19 protein-coding genes and 1 tRNA gene are annotated in these 22484 nt (G+C 38.3%); 5 read left to right on the forward strand and 15 right to left on the reverse strand.

Features of this window, described 5'->3' with window-relative positions:
• Positions 1–1236, reverse strand: a 1236-nt coding sequence (locus M0R16_09930) for a choice-of-anchor L domain-containing protein (GenBank protein MCK9613200.1), incomplete at its 3' end; no start/stop codon positions are given.
• A gap of 265 nt (positions 1237–1501) precedes the next feature.
• Here M0R16_09930 and pbpC point away from each other — a divergent pair.
• Together pbpC and M0R16_09940 are read left to right on the forward strand one after the other, a co-directional pair.
• A complete protein-coding gene (gene pbpC, locus M0R16_09935) occupies positions 1502–3862 on the forward strand; it encodes a penicillin-binding protein 1C (protein MCK9613201.1) in 2361 nt (786 codons plus the stop codon).
• A 38-nt stretch (positions 3863–3900) separates the two neighbouring features.
• Positions 3901–4962, forward strand: a complete 1062-nt coding sequence (locus M0R16_09940; protein ID MCK9613202.1) for a DUF362 domain-containing protein — start codon at positions 3901–3903, stop codon at positions 4960–4962.
• Positions 4963–4978: 16 nt separating this feature from the next.
• On the opposite strand, the gene dtd is transcribed toward M0R16_09940, so the two are convergent.
• Entirely contained in the window at positions 4979–5431 is a 453-nt protein-coding gene (gene dtd, locus M0R16_09945) for a D-aminoacyl-tRNA deacylase (GenBank protein ID MCK9613203.1), read from the reverse strand.
• A gap of 92 nt (positions 5432–5523) precedes the next feature.
• A complete protein-coding gene (locus M0R16_09950) occupies positions 5524–7134 on the reverse strand; it encodes a fumarate hydratase (GenBank protein MCK9613204.1) in 1611 nt (536 codons plus the stop codon).
• A gap of 184 nt (positions 7135–7318) precedes the next feature.
• Between M0R16_09950 and M0R16_09955 the strand changes: the two genes are divergently transcribed.
• A complete protein-coding gene (locus M0R16_09955) occupies positions 7319–8515 on the forward strand; it encodes a hypothetical protein (GenBank protein ID MCK9613205.1) in 1197 nt (398 codons plus the stop codon).
• Positions 8516–8538: 23 nt separating this feature from the next.
• On the opposite strand, the gene M0R16_09960 is transcribed toward M0R16_09955, so the two are convergent.
• The 4 genes from M0R16_09960 to M0R16_09975 are packed head-to-tail and all read right to left on the reverse strand — an operon-like array spanning position 8539 to position 13059.
• The gene (locus M0R16_09960) at positions 8539–9480 is read right to left on the reverse strand and encodes a class I SAM-dependent methyltransferase (GenBank protein ID MCK9613206.1); all 942 of its coding nucleotides are present in this window, start codon (positions 9478–9480) and stop codon (positions 8539–8541) included.
• Between the two features lie 7 nt (positions 9481–9487).
• Positions 9488–10735 carry a serpin family protein gene (locus tag M0R16_09965; GenBank protein ID MCK9613207.1) on the reverse strand — a complete coding sequence of 416 codons (1248 nt, stop codon included), beginning with the start codon at positions 10733–10735 and terminating at the stop codon, positions 9488–9490.
• Between the two features lie 54 nt (positions 10736–10789).
• Positions 10790–12598, reverse strand: coding sequence for an excinuclease ABC subunit UvrC (gene uvrC, locus M0R16_09970; GenBank protein ID MCK9613208.1), 1809 nt, complete (start codon positions 12596–12598; stop codon positions 10790–10792).
• The gene (locus M0R16_09975; protein MCK9613209.1) at positions 12595–13059 is read right to left on the reverse strand and encodes a gliding motility lipoprotein GldH; all 465 of its coding nucleotides are present in this window, start codon (positions 13057–13059) and stop codon (positions 12595–12597) included. The genes uvrC and M0R16_09975 overlap by 4 nt, the downstream gene beginning before the upstream one ends.
• A gap of 58 nt (positions 13060–13117) precedes the next feature.
• Between M0R16_09975 and M0R16_09980 the strand changes: the two genes are divergently transcribed.
• Entirely contained in the window at positions 13118–13747 is a 630-nt protein-coding gene (locus M0R16_09980) for a ribonuclease H family protein (protein ID MCK9613210.1), read from the forward strand.
• A gap of 12 nt (positions 13748–13759) precedes the next feature.
• On the opposite strand, the gene M0R16_09985 is transcribed toward M0R16_09980, so the two are convergent.
• The 7 genes from M0R16_09985 to M0R16_10015 form a co-directional block, all read right to left on the reverse strand.
• On the reverse strand, positions 13760–14059 hold the full coding sequence (locus M0R16_09985; protein MCK9613211.1) for a metalloregulator ArsR/SmtB family transcription factor: 300 nt from the start codon (positions 14057–14059) through the stop codon (positions 13760–13762).
• A gap of 70 nt (positions 14060–14129) precedes the next feature.
• Entirely contained in the window at positions 14130–15002 is an 873-nt protein-coding gene (gene ubiA / locus M0R16_09990) for a putative 4-hydroxybenzoate polyprenyltransferase (protein MCK9613212.1), read from the reverse strand.
• Between the two features lie 32 nt (positions 15003–15034).
• Positions 15035–15295 carry a hypothetical protein gene (locus M0R16_09995; protein ID MCK9613213.1) on the reverse strand — a complete coding sequence of 87 codons (261 nt, stop codon included), beginning with the start codon at positions 15293–15295 and terminating at the stop codon, positions 15035–15037.
• Positions 15296–15300: 5 nt separating this feature from the next.
• Entirely contained in the window at positions 15301–15708 is a 408-nt protein-coding gene (gene trxA, locus M0R16_10000) for a thioredoxin (GenBank protein MCK9613214.1), read from the reverse strand.
• Positions 15709–15749: 41 nt separating this feature from the next.
• Entirely contained in the window at positions 15750–18197 is a 2448-nt protein-coding gene (locus tag M0R16_10005; protein MCK9613215.1) for a Smr/MutS family protein, read from the reverse strand.
• A complete protein-coding gene (locus M0R16_10010; protein ID MCK9613216.1) occupies positions 18194–19441 on the reverse strand; it encodes a glycosyltransferase in 1248 nt (415 codons plus the stop codon). The genes M0R16_10005 and M0R16_10010 overlap by 4 nt, the downstream gene beginning before the upstream one ends.
• Positions 19442–19621: 180 nt before the next feature.
• Positions 19622–21130, reverse strand: coding sequence for a glutamine synthetase family protein (locus tag M0R16_10015; GenBank protein MCK9613217.1), 1509 nt, complete (start codon positions 21128–21130; stop codon positions 19622–19624).
• A gap of 263 nt (positions 21131–21393) precedes the next feature.
• Between M0R16_10015 and M0R16_10020 the strand changes: the two genes are divergently transcribed.
• Positions 21394–21466 (forward strand) — tRNA-Lys (locus tag M0R16_10020).
• A gap of 96 nt (positions 21467–21562) precedes the next feature.
• Here M0R16_10020 and queG read toward each other — a convergent pair.
• The gene (queG, locus tag M0R16_10025) at positions 21563–22480 is read right to left on the reverse strand and encodes a tRNA epoxyqueuosine(34) reductase QueG (protein ID MCK9613218.1); all 918 of its coding nucleotides are present in this window, start codon (positions 22478–22480) and stop codon (positions 21563–21565) included.
• Positions 22481–22484: the final 4 nt, after the last annotated feature.

The raw sequence follows: 22484 nt of genomic DNA on the forward strand, positions 1-22484 counted from the left end.
AGTAGCAGGGTCTCCACAGATAAGCGTATCGTTCGAAGAAACAAGAGAGACAGGAGAATTGTCAATAATACTAATAGGAATATTTGAATTGCCTCCGCAAATAATGGTTTGAACATTGAAAATAACTGTTTCGGTTCCTTCAGAAATGCCGTCAACCAAAGGGTGTATAATTACAGTAATGGAATCCTGACCAGTTGCAAAAGTAATATCATTGGGTATAAAAGTATAATCAACACCATTTGTTGCTGTTCCCGATATTGTCATTGGAACGGTATAGGGTGATGTGGCAGGCGTTGAAAGTTTAAAACAGAGATATCCATCACTGCAACCCTCAACGGCATTTTCTCCGGTACCGGGAATGGCAAATGAAGTGCTAACTGTTACACCGTAAGCAGAAAAACTGTTTTCTTTGAGGAAAACACCCGAATCATATACACCGTCTCCGCAGTCGCCAACAGCCAGCTTAATATGATATTGCTGACAGGGTTGAACAAGTGCCATTGCAGTATATACTTTAGTAAGACGGTCATATTCGAAAAAGACACCTCCGCTGTTTGACCAGGAGTAAGTTGCCCCTGCATTACAAACATTGTTGATGGTTACGTAATTGTTGGGGTTATTAGGCATTCGTGCGATATTTATTGCCCCATTGGAAAATGGTCCCGAAATACCCGGCCCACTGACAAAAAATCCAAATACATCGTTGTAACTTGTATTACAGTACTCATCAAATTCTTCTGAACCAAAAACATATTGAAACTTAATTGTGTCTGCGATAGGAACAAAATCAAATTCTAAAACGGCTTTGTCATTAACAGAATAGGAAGGAACAAGAGCTTGTAAGTCGGGATCACTGCCCGTACTGGTTGATGCGCCATCACTTTCGGAATTATTTGGCCCTATGGCAAGTGATGCCTGTCCGGAAGTAAGAATAATGCCACCACTAAAACCAAGTTGTGTTTGTGCTCCGCCTACGGCATCAAACGAACCAATCATGTTTGAAGTAATGTATCCTGTAGAGCCGTTAAATTTTCCGTTGCTTACGGTTACACCATTTCCTACCAAAACATTATTAACCAATTGAATGGGGTTCATGCCAAGGCCAGCCCCCTCAATCACTGTAAGTTGAGCCCGGCTATTAACATGAAAAAACAATCCAAATAACAGAAAAACTATTATCGTAAGAAGCTTTCTGTTTTTTAAAATGCTTTGATTATGAATAAATTTGTAACTCATATATTGATTCTGCTGATTACCTAGTTGAGAAATATTTCAAAAAAAAAGTTGCTTATAATAAGCAAATATATACGAAAATAATTTAACAAACAAATATATACGCAAATAATTAAATATTAATTAATGCGTATGTAAAATAAAAAAGTTTTATGTTTGTTTAGTAATAATTTACGTATAATTTTCCAATCGTGTTTATAACGAACGTAGTGATTATTAAACTTGTTTCACATAGGTACTCCAAGCGCCCCGTGAACAGATGAGTAAAATGATAAGGTATTTAAAGAAAAAATGGTGGATTTTATTGCTGATATGTTTTGCAGTAAGTTTTTGGTTTTCTCTTCCCGAGCCTCTTTTTCGTGAGCCGACCTCAACAGTAATGGAAGACAAATACGGCAACCTGATGTGCGCACGTATAGCCTCGGACGGGCAATGGCGTTTTCCTCAAAATTCCGACGTACCTGATAAGTTTTCAAAATCCCTGATATTGTTCGAAGACAGATATTTTTATTTGCATAACGGACTGAATCCTGTGGCCATGTTTAAAGCCGTAATAAGGAATATCAGGTCAGGAAAAGTTGTAAGCGGGGGCAGCACCATCACCATGCAAATTATCAGGCTTTCAAGAAAAGGACAGGCAAGAACTATTAAAGAAAAAATAATAGAGACCTTCCTGGCTGTAAGATTAGAGTTAACATATAGCAAAAAGGAAATCATGGGCTTATATGCTGCCAATGCTCCTTTTGGCGGAAATGTAGTAGGTCTTGATGCGGCTTCATGGCGTTATTTTGGAAAAAAATCCGTACAGCTTAGCTGGGCCGAAGCAGCCACACTGGCGGTGTTGCCCAACAGTCCATCGCTGGTTTTTCCCGGAAAAAACCGAGAAAAGCTGAAGGAAAAAAGAGATAAATTACTCCGGCGTTTGTATGACAATAAAGACATCACGGAAGACGAATTTGTTTTAGCCCGGCACGAGCCGCTTCCGGGCAAACCCTATCCTTTGCCGCAGCGTTCAATACACCTGCTCGACAGGGCTATAAAAGAAAATTGGATGGGAAAAAGAATTAAAACCACTCTGGATGGAAATATTCAGGCGGTGGTAAATTCAATAGTAGAAAGATACCACAAAAAATATCAGGCCAATAATGTTCAAAATGCTGCCGTTCTGATACTTGAAACAGAAACGGGCCATGTGCTGGCTTATGTAGGCAATACGAACGAACCTCAGCATCCGGAATATGGCTGCCAGGTTGACCTGATTACCGCCCCAAGAAGCACAGGAAGTATTTTAAAACCTTTTTTATATGCTGCCATGCTTAACGACGGGCAATTGTTGCCGGCATCGCTGGTTGCAGACATTCCTATACAATTGGGAAGTTTTATTCCCGAGAATTATAATTATACCTACGACGGAGCAGTTCCCGCCAAAAAAGCCTTGTCTCGCTCACTCAATGTTCCTGCCGTTAAAATGCTTCAGGCTTATGGAACAGTGAGGTTTAACAATATGTTGAAAAAGGTCGGCCTTACAACATTACAAAAACCTCCGTCACATTACGGCTTGGCGATAATTCTTGGAGGCGCAGAAGCAAATTTATGGGACCTTGCCGGAGCCTATGCCAGCATGGCACGTACGCTGAACCATTATCAGGCTTACAACTCCATGTATTCAAAAGATGATTTCCACTCCGCCAGTTATTTATATAAAGAAACGGCAAAAAAAACTCATGGGACAGATAACTCCTCTGTGTTAAGTGCATCATCCATCTGGTTTACATTCGAGGCCATGAATGAAGTGTCGCGCCCCGATGAAGATGCCGGGTGGCAGGAGTTTTCTTCTTCTGCAAAGATTGCATGGAAAACAGGCACCAGCTATGGCAGCCGTGACGCCTGGGCCATTGGCTGCAACCCAAAGTATGTTGTGGCTGTATTGGTGGGAAATTCCGGCGGAGAAGGAAGGCCGGGAATGACAGGGCTTACTTATGCAGCGCCCATCATGTTCGAAGCCTTTAAATTATTAAAACCACAGGGATGGTTTTATGCTCCTTATGACGACATGATACAGCTATCGGTTTGCCGCAAAAGCGGGTTTAAGGCTACACAGTTATGTGAAGAAGCGGACACGGTTTGGGTGCAAAAAAAAGGCGAACAAACAAAGAACTGTCCTTATCATCAGCTCGTTTTAACGGATGCCACCGGAAAATGGAGGGTGAACAGCGATTGTGAAGCGCTAAGCAATATGGTTTATAAAAATTGGTTTGTTCTTCCGCCTGTCATGGAATATTTTTACAAATCGAAAAATCCGTTTTACAAAACTTTGCCCCCATACAGGGAAGATTGCCTGCCTGCAGAATCTTCAAACGAAGCCATTGATATGATATATCCTAAAAACAACACCCGTGTCTATATCCCGGTTGACCTGAACGGGGAACGGCAAAAAGTAGTGTTTAAAGCAGCACACAGCAATGCCGCAATTAAAATATACTGGTACCTTGATAAAATATTTATCGGAGTAACTTCTGATTTTCATAATGTCGGTTTGGCTCCCGAAGCGGGAAAACACAGCCTTACACTTGTAGATGAAAAAGGACAAAGTTTATCGGTGAATTTTGAAGTTATTGATAAGAAATAAAGCAATAATTTTGCAGCATATAAATAACACAATTACTCATGAAGAAACTATTCATTGGCCTTGTTGTTTTTTTTACTATTACAAAAATTTTTGCACAAGCCGATTCCTCTGTTGTATATTTCACTAAAAACATTAGTCCCGATGGTTTGTTAAAGGTTTTTTCTTATGTAGAGCATGAAGTTCAGGGTAAAATAGGGTTTAAAGTCCATTTCGGGGAAGAAGGTAATAAGAATTTTCTTTCTCCCGAATTGATGAAGCCTCTGGTGCAAAAACTTGATGCCACGTTTGTAGAAACCAATGTGCTGTATGTAAGCAAACGCAGATACACAGCATCTCATATTGCTCTTGCAAAAGAACATGGGTTTACTTATGCGCCTATTGATATTCTTGACTCAAATGAAGATACTGCCATTATCACGGATATGAAGCATTACAAAAAAGTGTTGACAGGTTCTCATTTTTACAATTATGACAGCTATGTCATCTGTTCACACTTCAAAGGCCATAGCAGTGCGGGTTTTGGTGGGGCGATAAAAAATGTGGGAATGGGCATGGCTTCGGTGGCGGGGAAAATGGCGCTGCATGCATCTGATGTTCCCAAAACTTCACCAGAAAAATGTATAGGCTGCGGAGCCTGTGTGAGCCAGTGTCCCGCGGGAGCCATAACTATTAACCCTCTTACCATTGATAAAAATAAATGCATTAGCTGCGGAAAGTGTATTGGGGTTTGCCCCGTGCAGTCGTTTTCTATACCATGGGGATCAACCGAAGAAAATGTTTTTCTGGAACGCCTGGTTGAATATGCCAAAGCCCTCAGCGGGCAGAGAAAAATGATATACATTAATGTGCTGGCAAATATTTCCAGGTCTTGCGATTGTTCCGGCAATGCCCCCAAGCCTTTCCTGGAAGATATTGGAATTTTGGTTTCCACAGATATAGTTGCTATAGAACAAGCCAGCCACGATTTGGTTGATAAGGCCTGCAAATGCGATGACGCTTTTGTGAAAGCGGGTAATCCCAGCGGAAAACACCAGATTGAGTACGCTGCCAGCCTGAAGATGGGGAATAAAGAATATAAACTTGTTGATATTGATAAATAGCGGCTGGTAGAATCTTTCAGCTTTTATTCTTGCTGTCAATAATTATAGTTACTGGTCCGTCATTCACAAGCGAAACCTGCATATATGCCCCAAATTCACCACTTACAACAGTTTGTTGTATTTCTGTTTTTAACGCTTGAAGAAACTTTTCGTACAGCGGTATAGCAGTTTCTGGTTTGGCAGCACGGATATAAGAAGGCCTGTTGCCTTTTTTGGTGCTGGCATGCAGGGTAAACTGGCTTATCACCATCACTTCGCCGGAGATATCGCAAACCGAAAGGTTCATCACGTCCTGTTCATCATTAAAGATCCGTAGGCGTGCAATTTTCCCACAGAGCCATTCAATGTCTTCATTTGTGTCGGTATCCTCAATACCAAGCAGCACAAGCAACCCCTTGCCGATACTTCTTTTTTCGGAATTATTTATCAGCACCGCCGCTTCATTTACACGTTGAATGACAACTCTCATTTTTCCAATGTATTTCTATGTGCCTACTGTGTCTATGTGGTTAGATTGGAGTTCATTTTCTTTATCATATAGACACATAGGGCACAGTAGTTTTATTTATTGTATTCGTCAAAAAAGTCATTTCCTTTGTCGTCGGTAAGAATAAAAGCTGGCATATTTTCCACCCTTATTTTTCGGATGGCTTCCATGCCAAAGTCTTCAAAATCCACTAACTCTACCGATTTAATATTTTCGGCTGCCAGTACCGCCGCTGGTCCTCCAATAGAACCCAGGAAAAACCCTCCGTATTTTTTACATGCGTCAATCACCGCCCTGTTGCGGTTGCCTTTTGCGAGCATTACCAAAGAGCCTCCCAAACTTTGAAACAAATCCACATACGAATCCATTCTTCCGGCCGTGGTGGGCCCGAAACTACCCGAGGGCATTCCTTTTGGGGTTTTTGCTGGTCCGGCATAATATATCGGGTGGTTCTTAAAATACTCCGGCATAGGTTTGCCTTCATCAATAAGTTTCTTTATCTGTGCATGAGCAATGTCCCTGGCAACGATAAGAGTTCCTGTCAGGCTAAGCCTTGTCTTTACCGGATATTTAGTCAGTTCGGCAAGAATTTCTTTCATCGGCCTGTCAAGATTTATTTCAACAGCTTTTTCAAGTTCCGGGGCTTGTGCCGGCATAAAGCGTTCGGGATTTTTCTCAAGTTCTTCAAGGAAAATGCCATCTTTATTGATGTATGCTTTAATATTTCTGTCGGCGCTGCAGCTCACGCCCATGCCTACCGGGCACGAAGCAGCATGCCGCGGCATCCGGATAACTCTTACATCGTGCGCAAAATATTTTCCTCCGAATTGTGCGCCCACACCATATTCCTGGCATATTTTTTCAATTTTTTTCTCCCATTCTATATCGCGAAAAGCACGTCCGCTGGCATTACCCGTAGTGGGCAGATGATCGTAATAACCGGCAGACGCTTCTTTAACGGCTTTCAGGTTGGTTTCGGCAGAAGTGCCGCCTATGACAAAAGCTAAATGATAAGGCGGACAGGCAGAAGTGCCGAGTTCTTTGATCTTGTCTTTGACAAATTTTGTCAGGGATGCGTCGTTTAACAATGATTTTGTTTGTTGATAAAGAAAGGTTTTGTTTGCCGATCCGCCACCTTTGGTGATAAATAGAAATGAATACGAATCTCCTTCGGTTGAATAAATATCTATCTGTGCAGGCAGGTTGGTGCCGCTGTTTTTTTCTTCAAACATAGTAAAAGGGACAACCTGTGAATATCGCAGATTTTTCTCCTGGTATGTTGTAAATATTCCTTTTGAAAGGTATTCGGCATCATTGACACCGGTCCACACCTGCTCGCCTTTTTTCCCAATTATGATAGCCGTTCCGGTATCCTGACACCAGGGAAGTTCTCCCTTAGCCGAAATCACAGTATTCTTAAGCATGGTGTAAGCCACAAAGCGGTCGTTGTCCGAGGCTTCAGGGTCATCAAGAATTTTGGCACATCTTTCAAGATGGGAAGTTCTCAGGAAAAAAGACAAGTCAAAAATTGCTTCTTTTGCCAGTAGTTCCAACCCTTTCGGGTCCACTTTAAGTATTTTTCTTCCGCCTGCTTCAGTAAGTTGAACAAAATCTTTGGTAAGTAACCTGTATCGTGTTGTGTCCTTTTCGATCTGAAAAGGTTTTTCATAAAAAAATTCTGGCATATCTTTATGTTTTAATGTTGAAAATAAATAGATAATCAAACGTAAAACTTTTTCAGGAAATAATAATTAAAATGATAGTTTTTTTATTAGTAATTTAGATAATTGCTTAATATTGTTGTTATTTGTATCCGGCTAAATATTTATTTCATTTTGTTTTCGCAAATCAAAAAGGCATAAGAAAGCAATGGATATCATAAAAAAAAGAAAATTTTGTCTGCTGATAATTTTTTTCTTTTGTTCTTATTCATTTGCACAGCCATTTAAGAAAAATGACACTCTTGTTGTATTTAAAGCATTACCTGTTCCGGGTACAGTAACCAAATACTTTCCATTTAAAAAAGGAAATAAAATTTCATGGGTTGACAGGAATGATAGTTTGCATAAATCAACAATCTCAAAAATCACTGCTAATTATTTAGTTGTGAATAAAGACACTATTTTTCCCGTCGACATAAAAAGCGTATTTATCTCCGGGCCACTATGTTTTATGCCTTACCAAACACAAAACATGTCCATTTCTCTGGAATCAGACACTATAAGGCGTTTTAACGTCATGAGTTATTTGGAATTTGAAAAACTAACAAAAACTGAGGTTATTATTAAAGCCAAAGAAAATAACGACCCGTTTTATAAACATGTTTCTGCAGAAAAATATGCAGCCGATATGGATAAAAAAATACAACGGAGAAAAAAAATGCTTGCAGATTTGGATACCTGTCCCTTGCATTACGGTATTAAAACAAACTTAGTCAGAGACCTTACAAATGAAATAAATATTTATTTTGAACTTCCTTTAAAACGCAATTTTTGTATTGATGTTGGAGCAGGAGTCCTTTATGCAAAGCCTGACGCCAATCGCTATGATTTTGCTTCAGTTGTATCAGATCTTAATCAGATAAGAAACAGAAATCTTTTTTGGTTTGACCATTCTTATATTAATCGTAGAGGATTTACCTTCGAAATAATTTCTAAATTTTTTCTCACCAGAAAAAAACACCTGTATTTAGGACCACAGTTAGGGTTCAAATATTATCATTATAACGACAAATGGATTTGGTTAAATGCTGACGGTTCTGATTATTATCATATATCCTTTTATGCGTTTCAAAGTGAAAAAAGTGCTGCTGTTAACCTTAATGCGATATTTGGTGTTCAAACTCCGCAAATAAAAAAGTTTTTATTTGATGCTTTTTTTTCAATAGGAATGACATACAGAGGGGGTGTGGTCAATCGAAAAATTGACAAAGCATATTATCATGAATGGACCACCACTGATTATTACGATCCTCCGGAAGAAATTAAAGGGGGAGGCGTGGAGTTGTCAGTACAAATGGGATTTAGAATAGGATGGCGTTTTGCAAAAGCTAAACATATTAAATGATGTCTTTATTGCACGACAATATTTTATAAAGTTCTCATCCTGAAAAAAGTTCCCAAGGGAAGATTTTTTCCAAAACTATCCGAAATATAAAGCTCGCCAAACTCTTTTGTTAGTGTCGGGGTGATTATGCTGCGCATTGTCCCAGGCAAGTCACCCCGACACTTAAACAAAATTGAACTGAGCAAGTTGTCGGCCACAAGCGCTGAAAATCCCATAGAATAAAGATTTAATACAAGAAAAGATTTTTGTTCTTCAAGCAGCAGTGCGCAAATTTTTATCAGTTCATTTATCTCATCTTCAAGTACCCACTTCTCTCCTTCCGGGCCGCGGCCATAAGCCGGAGGGTCAAGGATTATTCCGTGGTATTTGTTTCCGCGCCTTAGCTCACGCTTCGCAAATTTCATGGTATCGTCCACCAGCCAGCGTATGCCGTCGAGTTTACTTGCTTCCATATTTTCACGCGACCAGTTCACCACCTGCCTTACAGCATCCACATGGGTTACTTCGGCACCTGCAGCACAGGCAGCCAGCGAAGCGCCGCCGGTATAGGCAAAAAGGTTGAGCACTTTTGGGCGAAAATCTTTTTGTTCAAGAATTGTATCGTAAATATAATTCCAGTTTTCGGCCTGCTCGGGGAAAATGCCCACATGTTTGAAAGCAGTTAATCCCAGGCGAAAGCGCAGGTGCATATTTTTATTGGAGTAATTTATATACCATTGCTCCTGCATTTTTTTCAGAAACTTCCATTTCCCTTTTTCACTCTGGCTGTCTTTGGAGGATGCTTTTACAAATTTTGCATGAGCCGTTTTTTCCCAGCCGGCATTTGGCATTGACTTATCCCAGCATGCCTGCGGCTCGGGGCGTATGAGAAAATAATCGCCAAAACGTTCTAATTTTTCATAACCTCCGGTATCAATTAGTTCGTAATCACTCCAGCCGGTTGCCGGAATAATTTTAAAATTCAATGAACTTTTACTTTGTGGGGTCATAAACGTCTCCGGCAAACAAAATACCGTTGTTGGTGTTTTCTTTTATGATGAACATGAACGGATGGTCGGCCCTGAATTCGGGCTGCTTCACCGGCATTGATTTTATGCGCATCACCACGGCGGTAGCAGCAGCAGCTTCGGTACCCGATTCATTCACCTCTACAAAAGCTTTGTGAATTACCTTGCTGATTTTAAGGTCTTTTTTCCCGGTCATGCCCGAAAAATCTGCTCTGTCGAAAAAAGCATCGGTCATGCCCATTTGCACAAGAATATCACTTAATTCAAAATCGGAAGTAAACTTAAATTTAGGCAGGTAAAGTTTCACTTTGGTTGTGGAAAGGCTTTTGTTTATTGTGTTATAGAAAGACATATCCATATTTTTCTTCAGCAAATCAAAGCCGTTGTTATTTCCCGGCAGAATTATAAGCATAGACATTTTCCCTTGAGAGTAAGGAATTTCAATTGCTTTAAGGCCGTCTTCTTGTTCATAAAATTTAAAATCTTTTTCTGCAAACATAAAATCACAGCTGACTTCTGACGTTTCATCAGGCCTGAACGTCATCTGCCGGGTTTCTTTTTCATCAAAAGCCACTTCCCAGTTTGCCTTGAAATATATGGCATTGACTAGCACCAGGCGCGTGAGATAATCAATAAGCCCGGGTTGTATTAGGTCTTTAATTTTTTCATTGGTTTGTTGCTCCACCCATTTGTTGATTTCAAGCCTGCTTGGTTCAGGTTGTTTAACAAAATCAACATTATAGGCTGTGGTGTTGTAACTGTTTTTCAGCACATCGGTAAACGAGCTAAGTAATTTAAAGTCTTTTTGTGCCCAGATAGAATTGGCCGTATAGATGTTTATTGTTTTTCCGTCATTAATGGCATTAATTTCATTAATCAATTTGTGATATTTTTCATAAAAAGTTGCACCATTGGTTTCAAAATGCATGACGGTTCTCATCTGGCTTTCGGTTTTTCCGTGCGCACCGGTAAAAGTCATAGCCAAAGCAGTAGAAATACTGTAGGGCGAATAAAATAAATTTGCCTGTTTCATGCCAATATTTTTGTAAAGTTCCAGGGCAAACAAATTGTTATTTTCTGAAATATTCCCGGAGGTAGCTGTTTCAGTTGGTTCAACAGATTTTTCTTTCATTTGTGTTTTGCTTGTTTTGCACGAAAAAACGAGTATCAGTGCCGACAGGGATGTTGCTGCTAAAATTTTTATCGTTTTCATAGTTTGTTATTTATTATAATGACAGATGATTTTAGTTTACAATGATAACAAATTTTAAGTCTTTTTTTTAAAATAGTTTTTCAATATCTCTGTTTTTTGTTTCCCGACAGTATTTTTCAGTTCTTCGTAACCGGCATTTTCAATGTTATGAACCGATTTGAATTTCCGTAGGAGTTTTTGAACTGTTTTGTATCCTATGCCATCAATATCGGTTAGTACGGATTTTATGGTAGCTTTTTCTCTTTTTTGCCTGTGATGAGTGATGCCAAAACGATGGGCTTCATCTCTTATTTGTTGTATAAGTTTTAAAGTTTCCGATTTTTTATCAATATATAGTGGGATATTGTCGCCCGGGAAATAAATTTCTTCCAGTTTTTTTGCAATCCCAATGACAGCGATTTTTCCTTTTAGCCCGAGTTTTTCGAGGCTTTTGACGGCAGAACTAAGCTGTCCCTTGCCCCCGTCAACAACGATGAGCCTGGGCAGAGGTTTGTTTTCTTCCAACAATCTTTTATAACGCCTGTAAACAACTTCTTCCATCGAAGCAAAATCATTGGGCCCTTCAACAGTTTTAATATTATAGTGGCGGTATTCACTTTTTTCAGGGCGGGCATTTTTGAACACCACAAGCGCTGCAACAGGGTGTGTCCCCTGTGTATTCGAGTTGTCGAAACATTCAATATGGTCGGGAAGTTCCCCAAGGTGAAGGTCATTCATCGCCTGTTGCATGATGCGGTTTACATGACGGTCCGGGTCCACAAGTTCTTTCTGCTTTTCTTTGTCGAGTTTAAAATAACGTGCATTTTTTTCAGAAAGCTCAAGGAGTTTTTTCTTATCTCCTTTTTTCGGAACGGTGATTTTTACATCATGAAATGGAACGTCTGGCCGGAAAGGCAGGATGATTTCTCCCGAATTGCTATGCAGTCGTTCACGCAGGTCGGCAATTGCATATTCAAGCAGTTGGGCGGGAGATTCATCTAAGTGTTTGCGAAGTTCCACAGTATGTGCCTGAACAATGGCTCCGTTTACAACCTTCAGAAAATTTACATAAGCAGTGTCATTGTCTTCGAGAATACTAAACACATCCACATTGCTTATAGAAGTGCTGACAACCGTGGATTTACTTTGATATTTCTGTAGCAGCTCAATTTTTTCTTTGACAAGCTGTGCTTTTTCAAATTCGTAAGCATCGGCAAATTTTTTCATAGCCGATTTCAGCTGATGTTGAACGGAATTTATGTTTCCTTTGATGATTTCCTTAATCCCTGAGATGGTTTCATTGTATTCGGTTTCATTTTGCAAGCCTTCGCAAGGGCCTTTGCAGTTTCCAATATGATATTTGAGGCAAACCCTGTATTTTTTTCTGGCAATGTTTTCTTCAGAAAGATTGTAGTTGCAGGTACGAAGCTGAAAAATCTGAAAAATCAAATCCAGCATGGTGTTCATCATTCGACCCGAAGCATAAGGCCCGAAATAATCCGAACCGTCTTTAATAATACGCCGGGTTGGAAATACTCTGGGAAATTTTTCATTCTTAATACATATCCACGGATAGGTTTTGTCATCTTTCAGCAAAACATTGTAACGGGGCTGATATTTTTTTATCAGGTTGTTTTCGAGCAACAAGGCTTCGTATTCATTGTCAACAACAATATATTGAATATCAACAATATTTTTAACGAGAACTTTAAGTTTCCCGCTTTGATTTATGTCGTTTTTAAAATAGCTTGAAACACGTTTTTTCAGGTTTTTTGCTTTGCCGATGTAAATAATAACACCCTTGTTATTAAAAAACTGATACACTCCTGCCTTGCCGGGAAGGCTTTTTATTATTTGAGTAATATTTTCTTTAAGAGAAATCACCTGGATTTTTTTACTATCAAGCCGACATCCATGATGTTGGGAGTAGCTACCAATGGCATAACATTTTGAATTTCGAAAACATAAATGCCCTGAACAGGAAATGTAATTTTGTCAGATACATTATAAAAAACATCCCACAAATCTCCCGCACCTTCGCCATTAAAAGTTCCGTCTGTATTTCTAACAAATATGTTATGTTCGTTGTGTCTTTGTTCTCCACTGGGATAAGTGGTAGTAATTCTAACTCGTATATTGGCATAAACATAATATGAAGTATGTCTTATGACAAGCCTGATATTATATGGAACAGAAATATCCTGAATATCCACCTCAAATTTTATGACATTATCTTTTTTCCATGTGTAACCATCAAGTTTGTTATATTTTTCGAAAATTTTATTTTTTGAACATCCTGCCATTATAAAACAAACTCCGGTGAACAACAATAAGTATTTTTTCATAGAGAACACGATTTTGAAGTAAATTTACATTGTTTTTGTAAAAATCCCGTTAGAGTTTATGAAAAAAGAAAAGTTTTATGTGGTGTGGCAAGGCAGAAAACCCGGCATATACCGTACATGGGAAAAATGTCTCGAACAAGTAGAAAAACATGAAGGGGCAAAATACAAAAGTTTTACAAGCCTTGCGGAGGCGGAAAAAGCATTTCGGGAAGATTATGGAAAATATATTAAAAAAAATACGCAAAAAACCATCCCGGGAGAAATTAAACTTGCAGAAAAAAAACCTGAAATGAAATCATGGAGTGTGGATGCTGCATGGAATACAAAAACGGGAATTATGGAATACCGCGGTGTTGAAACCGAGACTGGGCGTGAAATATTTCACAAAGGCCCTTATGAAGATGCCACTAATAATATTGGTGAATTTCTGGCCGTTGTTCACGCACTGGCATTATTGAAGAAAAAAGGCATAAACATCCCCGTTTATAGTGATAGTAGTACCGCGATTAAATGGGTAAATGATAAAAAAACCAAAACCAAACTTATTCCCAGCGATAAAAATGCAGAAATTTTTGATTTAATTAATCGTGCAGAAAGCTGGCTGCAAAAAAATAATTATTCCAATCCTCTGTTAAAGTGGGATACAAAAATATGGGGTGAAATACCAGCAGATTTCGGAAGGAAATAATAGCTTAAAGAATTATTTCCCGCAAAGATTAATGCAATCAATAACCTTTAACATTTCAGTTTCATTAATTGAATAAAATGTCTTTTTCCCCTGTCTGCGCGATTCCACTACTTTTTTGTTTTTCAAAATTCCCAAATGGTGTGATGCCGATGCCTGCTGTATGCCCAACCTGTTGTATATTTCCGTAACATTCATGCGTTTTTTGTCATAAAGCATTTCAAGTATGGCAACCCGCATCGGATGTGCTAACGCTCTCAGCTTGTTGGCAGCATTATCCAATTGGTCAATGTTTATTGAATTTTTAGGTGGCATGATAATTATTTTATATATTTCATGCGAAAATACGAAAATAATATATAAAAAACAAGTATTTCATTAATAATTATTTGCAATAGAGGTCTAAGATGTAAAAAATTGAAAATATTATTCCAGAAATCCCATTCAAAGTAAAAAAAGCCAGATTAATTCTGCTGAAATCTTTAGGATTAATAATAAGATGTTGATATATAATTAACACCGCGAATAATACTAACCCTATCCAAAAAAACAGGCCGTTTTGATTTAAAATACCTGCTGTTATAAGAAAAAACAAAGTCAGTAAATGAGCAGAAGCCGAAATGAATAATGCTTTTTTAATACCAAAATGCTCCGGTATGGAATGCAATTTGTTTTTTTTGTCAAACAGTTCATCAGGCAGGGCGTAAATAATGTCGAAACCACCCACCCAAAATAATACTGCTAAAGATAAAAACAATATAACAATGTTAAAATGGGGATATACCGCCAGAAACGCCCCTGCCGGGGCCAGAGAAAGGCCCATTCCGAGAATGAAATGTGAGAAATATGTAAACCTTTTGGTGTAACTATAACCCAAAATGATTATTAGCGCTACCGGGGCAAGCAAAAAACATGTCATATTTATGAACCATGTTGTTGCTATAAACAAAATAATATTTACAACGAGAAATATGTAAGCGTTTTTTATTGATATCTTTCCCGAAGGAATTACTCTTTGCTGTGTTCGAGGGTTTTGGGCATCATAATAGCGGTCAGTAATCCTGTTAAACGACATGGCTGCATTGCGTGCAAAAACAACACATAAAATAATCAAACCTATTTTAAAAGCTTCGAAATCGGTTTTGGCCTGTTCTACTGCCAAAAAATATCCTATCACAGCAAAAGGCAGGGAAAAAATACTGTGGCTTATTTTAACCAGCGATGAATATTTTAAAATACGTTTTAAAAAACCTGTCATAATTAATTAAACAACAGCCCTTAATCCGTAAATTATTGAGGATTATTGGTTTTTTTCTTTTTAAAAAGGTCGGCTACAAGATAACCCAATAATATTCCGAGTATGATATTGTAATAAGGATTGGATTTCAGGGCGCAAGCCCCACTAGCACAACCCACAAAATAGTAATAAAAAAACCCGACAACTCCGCCCGCAACAATCCCAATAATATGTTTTAAGGCAAAAAGGTCTTTCAGTTTTTTTTTCTTTGAAGTTTTATCCGGCTCTTCCAGATTTGATTCTTTATTTTCCATAAGACTTATTGTAACAAGTTTATTGCAGTAACAAGAGTTTCTTTTGATTGCACCCCGGTATAAAGGTATTCGGGATTGCCATTCTTAAAAATTATTACAGTCGGCAGGTATTTTATGTTGTATTTAAGTGAAGTAATTAAGTTTTTATCTGTATCAAGCTTGCCGATAACCGCCTTACCTTTCATTTCCAAAGCTATCTCTTCCAAAATGGGAGCCATCAACCGGCAGGGCCCGCACCAAACAGCCCAGAAATCGACCAGCACTATGCCGTTTTTAATGGTTTTTTCAAAATTGTCATCATTAAGAATCAGTACATTATTGACAACATTTTGATTGTCATTGTTAATGCCACTGGAAATAGTTAATGGAGAAAGAATAAAAGATAACAGTAATAAGGCGTGAAAGATTTTCATTTTTATAATGTTTGCTTTTTGCAATCAATAATCAAACCAATTTATTTTAACTTGATTACGGTAATGCCATCGCCGCCAAGGTCAATATGCTCATTTGCAAAAGACTCAACTTGCTTGTGGTGAGATAAATACTGATGAATAATATTCCGCAGAATGCCAGAGCCTTTACCGTGCAGTATTCTCACTTCATAAATTTTTAATAACAGGGCGTCGTCAATATATTTTTCCACCATATCGGTGATTTCTGCCGCTTTAACACCCCTTACATCAAGTGTTGTATGAAAAGCTGCTATTTTGTCATTGAGCTGATGGATAAATTCGGAATAATTGCTGCCGGAAAGTATTTTCTCTTGCTTTTTATAATCTCTTTTATCAATTACTTCAAGATGGCTCAATGGAACAGACAAACGGAGGTTGTCATAAAGTACTATGGCGTTGTCCTTTTTGATATCAATTATTTCACCCATGTTTTTTTGCCCCGGTATTTTAACCAGACTGCCTATTTCCGGCATAAGATGTTTTTTTTCTTTTGGCTCTGTCATTTTATTGAGGCCTTTTTGTTTTTTAGGAGTGTTATCTTCTTTCAATTTTTCTGTTTTGTTGATGTTTGTAATCAGCTCTGCATTTATTTTTTTTAATTCAGTCCTTGCCTTGTGTGTTTGTTCTTTTGCGGCCCCGGATTCAATTATTTCCCTGATGGTATTTTCAATAGTTTTATTTGCCTCTCTTATTAAAACAACGGCTTCCTCACGAGCATTTTTCAGAATAATTTCTTTTTTGGTTTCTGTTTCGGAAAGAAGTTTCTGATATTTTTCAATTATTTCAGCCAGAAAATCATCGGCCAGCCTGATTTGTGCTTTTTGTTTTTCAAATTCTTCTTTATCTTTCTCAAATTGCCGGATTTGTTTTTCGAAAATTATTTTTTCCCGACCGGAAATTTCCATGGCCTTTTCGATAATCTGTTTCGGATAGCCTGAACTTTCGGCAATTTCAAGGGCAAATGAATTTCCCGGTATTCCTGTTTTAAGTTTATATAAAGGCCGCAAATTAATTTCGTCGAATTGCATGGCAGCATTTACAAATCCTTCCGTCAAGGATGCCATATCTTTAATGTTTGCATAGTGTGTTGTAACAAGGCCGAAAGCACCTGTATTGTTTAGAGTTTCCAGAGTAGCTTCTGCAATAGCGCCTCCCAGAGAAGGTTCCGTGCCGCTGCCAAATTCATCAATCAGAAAAAGAGTCTTGTTATCGGAATTTTCAAGAAGTATTTTCAGGTTTTTCAAGTGTGAACTATAGGTGCTGAGGTCTTCTTCTATGGATTGTTCATCCCCGATTTCAATAAAAATATTTTTAAATATCCCGCTGACAGAACCTTGCCTGACCGGAATAAGAAACCCGCATTGCAACATATATTGCAGTAGCCCTGCTGTTTTCAGGCAAACGGATTTACCGCCGGCATTGGGCCCGGAAATCACCATAATTCGTTGTGATTTTTTCAGGCAGATGTCCCAGGGAATTATTACTTTTTGTCTTTGTCTCAAATGTAGGTATAGCAGGGGGTTTTTGGCTTGAATCCATTCTATATGGGGATCTTCTTGTATTTTCGGTTTTATGGAATCTGTATCTATTGCAAACAAAGCTCTGCCCCTGATGAAATCAATTTGCGCTAGAAATAAAAGCAGCTCAGACAATTCCGGGATTTGTGGCCTGATGAAATCCGTGAACAGTATAAGTATTTTGATTATTTCTTTTTGTTCCTCATTTTCAAGCTCCCGCAACAGGTTATTCATTTCAAAAATCTCGGAAGGCTCAATAAAAACAGTTTGTCCTGTGGCAGATTCATCATGAATATATCCTTTTACCCTGCGTTTGTTAGAAGCGCTGACCGGAATAACGCAACGCCCGTAGCGCATGGTAATTTCGGTATCATGTGCAACCGTATTATCATCTTTAAGATGCTGAAGTATTTGCCTTAAGCGCCCTTCCGTTTTATGCTTTATAGCGGAAATATTACTTCTGATTTTTTTTAATTCCGGAGAAGCGTCATCACGAATTTCATTTTTATCATTGAGAATTCGGTTAATTTTCTTTACCACCTCTTTGTTGTATTCTATGGCAGAAACCATATTGTATAGAAAGGGCGATGTGTTTTTTCTGGCTTTTATGTAATTAATAATGTTCTCGGTGATGACTAAAGTGGTTCTTAATTCCGCCAGATTTTCAGGCTCCAGATAAGTTCGTTCAATTTTAATCCTCTGAAATTCGGCATCAAAATTATAATAAGTATCTGCGGGAAATGGGTCTGAAAATTTTAATATCTCGACGAGCTCTTCGGTGCGGGACAAATTTTTTTCAATTATAACAATATCGTCACAAAAAGAAACTTCTAAGGCAAGGTTACGTCCTTTTTCTCCTAAGCACAAGCCGGAAACCATTTTCAGTACCAGGTCAAAGCCTGTTTTTTTTTCTGTTATGCTGCGCTCATTCATTTTGCTTTGCTAACCAAATATTCATAAACGCTTTTGTAGGTTTCAATGCCCCGGGAAAGTGAATATTTTTCCAACGCCACAGCTCTTATACTTTCAGGAGATAACTGTAAAAGTTCTGGAATTTTTTGTATGGCATGTTGATATGCTTCTGTGGTAAAATCATGAATCAGCAGCCCGGCTTTATTTTCTTTTATCAATTGGTCAACGTCGCCAATTCCCGAATTGGTGATAAAAGGTATTCCAAGACTCATTAACTCTCCCATTTTTGTAGGTGACGATGCGGTTTTAGAATAAACCGGCCTGATAAAAAATACGGATAATCTTGCAAGAGACAACAACGAAGGCATATCGTTACGGCCTGCTTTGACAACCCTGATTTTTTCAGCAGGGATGTTTTTTTCTCCGGCTTTTTTATAAATAATTTCAGGATTGTCAGGAGTAATAATTAAAAATTTGGCATCGGGATACTGCATGAGTAATTGTCCGAAAAAGTCAAGCATTTCATCGGGCATATACCAGGTTCCAAGCGAGCCGGAATAACTAATAATAAAGTCATTTGGCTTTATTTGTAATTTTTCAGTTTTGGATTTTAAAATATTTTCGTCAATATTTTGCCTGGAAAAAAAATTTGTATCTGCGCAACAAGGAATTACTGTTGTTTTATTCTCCAGAGCCTGAATATTGTACTTTTTTATCAGTTCTTTTTTCCCTTTTTCGGTGAGGGAAATCAAGGTGTCGGCATTTAGTAAATATTGATATTCCTTTTTTTTAAAGTATTTATAAATCAACAAATAAAAAGGATTTTTCAGGTTCCATAATTTACCTTCCACTCTTTCGTCAGGCCAAAACCCCCGCATATCAAAAATAAAGGGAGTCTTTCTTTTCAGCTTTAATGCAAGGCCTCCAAAAGACGCTATGTAACTTCGGCAGTGAACTATAGAAAAAGAATGAGCCTTATTAAGTTTTTTTACATACCTGATTAATTTGAAAATATCAAACACTGTTGAAAACACCGGCGGCTTTTTTGTATATTTCATCGGGAACCATGAGATATTGGTGCCTTTCAGCAGCGCTTCGACAGAGATTTTAAACTCTGAAAAAGCTTCTTTTTTTTCGAAGCTCAAAATATATATCTGATAACCTGATTCTGCCAGGCCTGTTAAATAGGGCAAAATCTGCGACCTGCCAAGAGGGTCGGTAAGGCCGTCGTAGGTGATATAAAGTACTTTGGCAGGATGATTCATGAAAAATTGTAAAACTAAATCAACTTTCAGGCAAAGTTATTACTTTCTTTGCATGTAAACATTCAAATGTTTTCAGAACCCTGCAATACTGATTTTTGATAATATAATTCTAATCTACCTTTAAAATTTTATCAGACAGTTATGTCCCCGAAAGTTTATTTCTCCGGCAGATTATTTGAATTATCCGCAATGAAAATACTTCTCAACAAGCCTTAGCAGCTCATCTTTATTATCTTTGAGTTTTTCTCTTAAGTCCCTGTCGTCATAAGCTTTCAATCCTTTAACAGTCCCCTCTAAAATATTTTGTGAAAAAACGTCATATTTTTTATAAATCTCAGCCTGTTGTTCCAGGATTTCGGCAGAGTCCCAGCAGGAGAATGGGAGAGTCTGAAGGCATTTGGCTTTTTCTTTATGTTTTTCCGAGAAGATGTTCACATCCACATAAGTTTTTTCCGCAAACTGCAATGCATTTTCCATTTCAAGTCCATGGCGGGCAGCAACTGTCAACCCGGCCATAAGCAGATAAATGTCTGCCGAACCGTCGGGGCAGCGAAATTCTACGGTTTGTTTGTCGCTGAAATCTTCTGTAGGAATGGGTTCAAGAGGATTGGCCTTGCTTATCATGTCGTTTATCCCACACCATCCCAGAGGTACGCGCACCAATACCGAACGGTTGCGGTCGCCCCAGCATATATTGGTGGGGGCTTCCTGGTGAGGCACAAGGCGGAAATAGGATGTGGGGTTTGTATTGCCAAAAGCCGTGAGCGAAGGTGCAAGGGTTAAATATCCCGCAATGGCTTTTCTGGCGGTATCGCTTAATATGCCATCTTTTACCATCACATTTTTGCCGTCTTTCATCAGGCGTGTGTGAATGTGCATGCCGCTGCCGGCCTTTCCAACGGTTATTTTGGGGGCAAAAGTAACATTAACGCCATAGCTGTACGCTAAATTGCGGATTATCCATTTTGAAATCACCAGTTGGTCGGCGGCATCTTCCACGGCAACGGGTAAAAATTCAATTTCATTTTGTTCATAGTTCAGGTTGTTAATTGAAAAATTACCTACTTCAGAATGCCCGTATTTGATATATCCGCCGCATTGAGATATCAGATGCAATGCTTCCGTGCGAAAATCACCCCATTTATTGTAAGGGGCCGATTCATGATAGCCTCTTTGGTCGGTGGCATTAAAAAGTTCATCCTTTTCGCTGATGATATAATACTCCAGCTCGCCCATGGTTTCAAAGGAAAACCCGGTTTTTTCTTTTAACACTTTGTGTGCTTTATGTAAAACATATTCGGGAGATGATGCCAAATGTTCACCGTCTTTGTTAAAATAAGAACATAAGATATCGAGAGTGGGTATTTCTGAAAACGGATTCATATAAGCGGTGCGAAAACGTGGAATGACATATAAATCGCTTGAACCCGCCTCAATATAGGAAAACAGACTGGAACCATCCACGCGTTCTCCTGTGGAAAGGCAGGTGTCTAAATGCTTTTTGTTATTAATAATAATATTCATTGTTTTCAAACGGCTGTCGCCACCCACATACCTGAAATTAACCATTTTTATTCCCTTTTCGGAAATAAAACGGATGATGTCTTCTTTTGTAAAATCAGTGGTTGGTTTGTTCAGAAACTGAACGAGCGGATTAGGATTTAAATCAAAATAAGATGTGTCTCTCATGATAAAAAATTTAATTAATAAAATAAGGGGTTCAAACTTAATAAAATATTCTTGAATAACAATCAGTCAAGGTTAAAAGCAATATGATTCAATCACATTCTTTGTCGGAATAATCGAAAATACAGGCTCTTTAAGAAGCCGCCACTGCTGTTTTCTGAAAGATATCATAAATGTAATAAGTTATTACTTCAAATACATAAAGTGACGGCATTAATTTTACACTATGAAAAATCATATAAAATTTATAATTTTGCGGCGGAAATCTCTTCGTAGCTCAGCTGGTAGAGCAATTGACTCTTAATCAATGGGTCCGGGGTTCGAGTCCCCGCGAGGAGACATAGCAGTTATCAGTGAACAGTTAGATGATGGGGGTTGAAAAGCTGATGATTTTTTTAAGGAAGGACGATTTTGTTTATACAGAATTGTCCTTTTTTATTTCAGGAAATCAATGTTTCTTTTAAGGGTTTTATAACCAATCCAACGGATAGCCGAATCGCTGAAAATTTTATCAAATTCGTCTTCGGTCAGATTTTCAAAATCTTCTTTTTTCAGGGCTTTTAGCTTTTCTGAAACAGGGAAAATACTTTTGCCTGATTCGATATTTTTATTCCACGGACAAACATCCTGGCATATATCGCAGCCGTAAATGTAATTATTAAATTTATCACGTATTGCTGTTGGTAATTCTGTATTTTTCTGCATGGTAAAATTAGAGATACATTTTCGCACATCCAATCCTGAATCGTCTGACAGCGCTACGGTGGGACATGCTTCAATGCATAAATTGCAATCTCCGCAGTTATTTGGTACAGACGTGTCATAATCCAGTTTGATATCAGTAATTATTGTCCCGATAAAATTAAATATTCCATATTTCTCGTTAATAAGGAGGGTATTTTTCCCTATCCAGCCGTTACCGGCAAGTTTCGCCCATGCTTTTTCAAGTACAGGGCCTGAATCAACAAAAAGTTGTGTGTTTTTACTTCTGGTTTCAGTGGTAATAAAATCTACAACAGGTCCTAATCTTTCTTTTATCACATCGTGATAATCCCGGCCATGAGCATATCTCGAAATTCTGTAGTGTTGTGCTTCGGGAAGCGTGTCCTCATTAAAATAATTATACAAAACAGAAATAACGGATTTTGCGTTTGGTGATACAAGCCGGGGGTCGGCACGTTTTTCAGTGTCTTTTTCTAAATAATCCTTTAGGGCATGAAACCCGCGTTTGACCCATTGATTCAAAAACGCCAAATCATTTTCTAAAATCTCAGCTTGAGCAAACCCGCATGCAGAGGCGCCTGTATCAAGGATTTTCTTTTTCAGAAGGGCTGAAAAGTTATCGGCAAGCATTGTT

The organism is Bacteroidales bacterium (genome assembly GCA_023228145.1).
GTDB lineage: Bacteria > Bacteroidota > Bacteroidia > Bacteroidales > CAIWKO01 > CAIWKO01.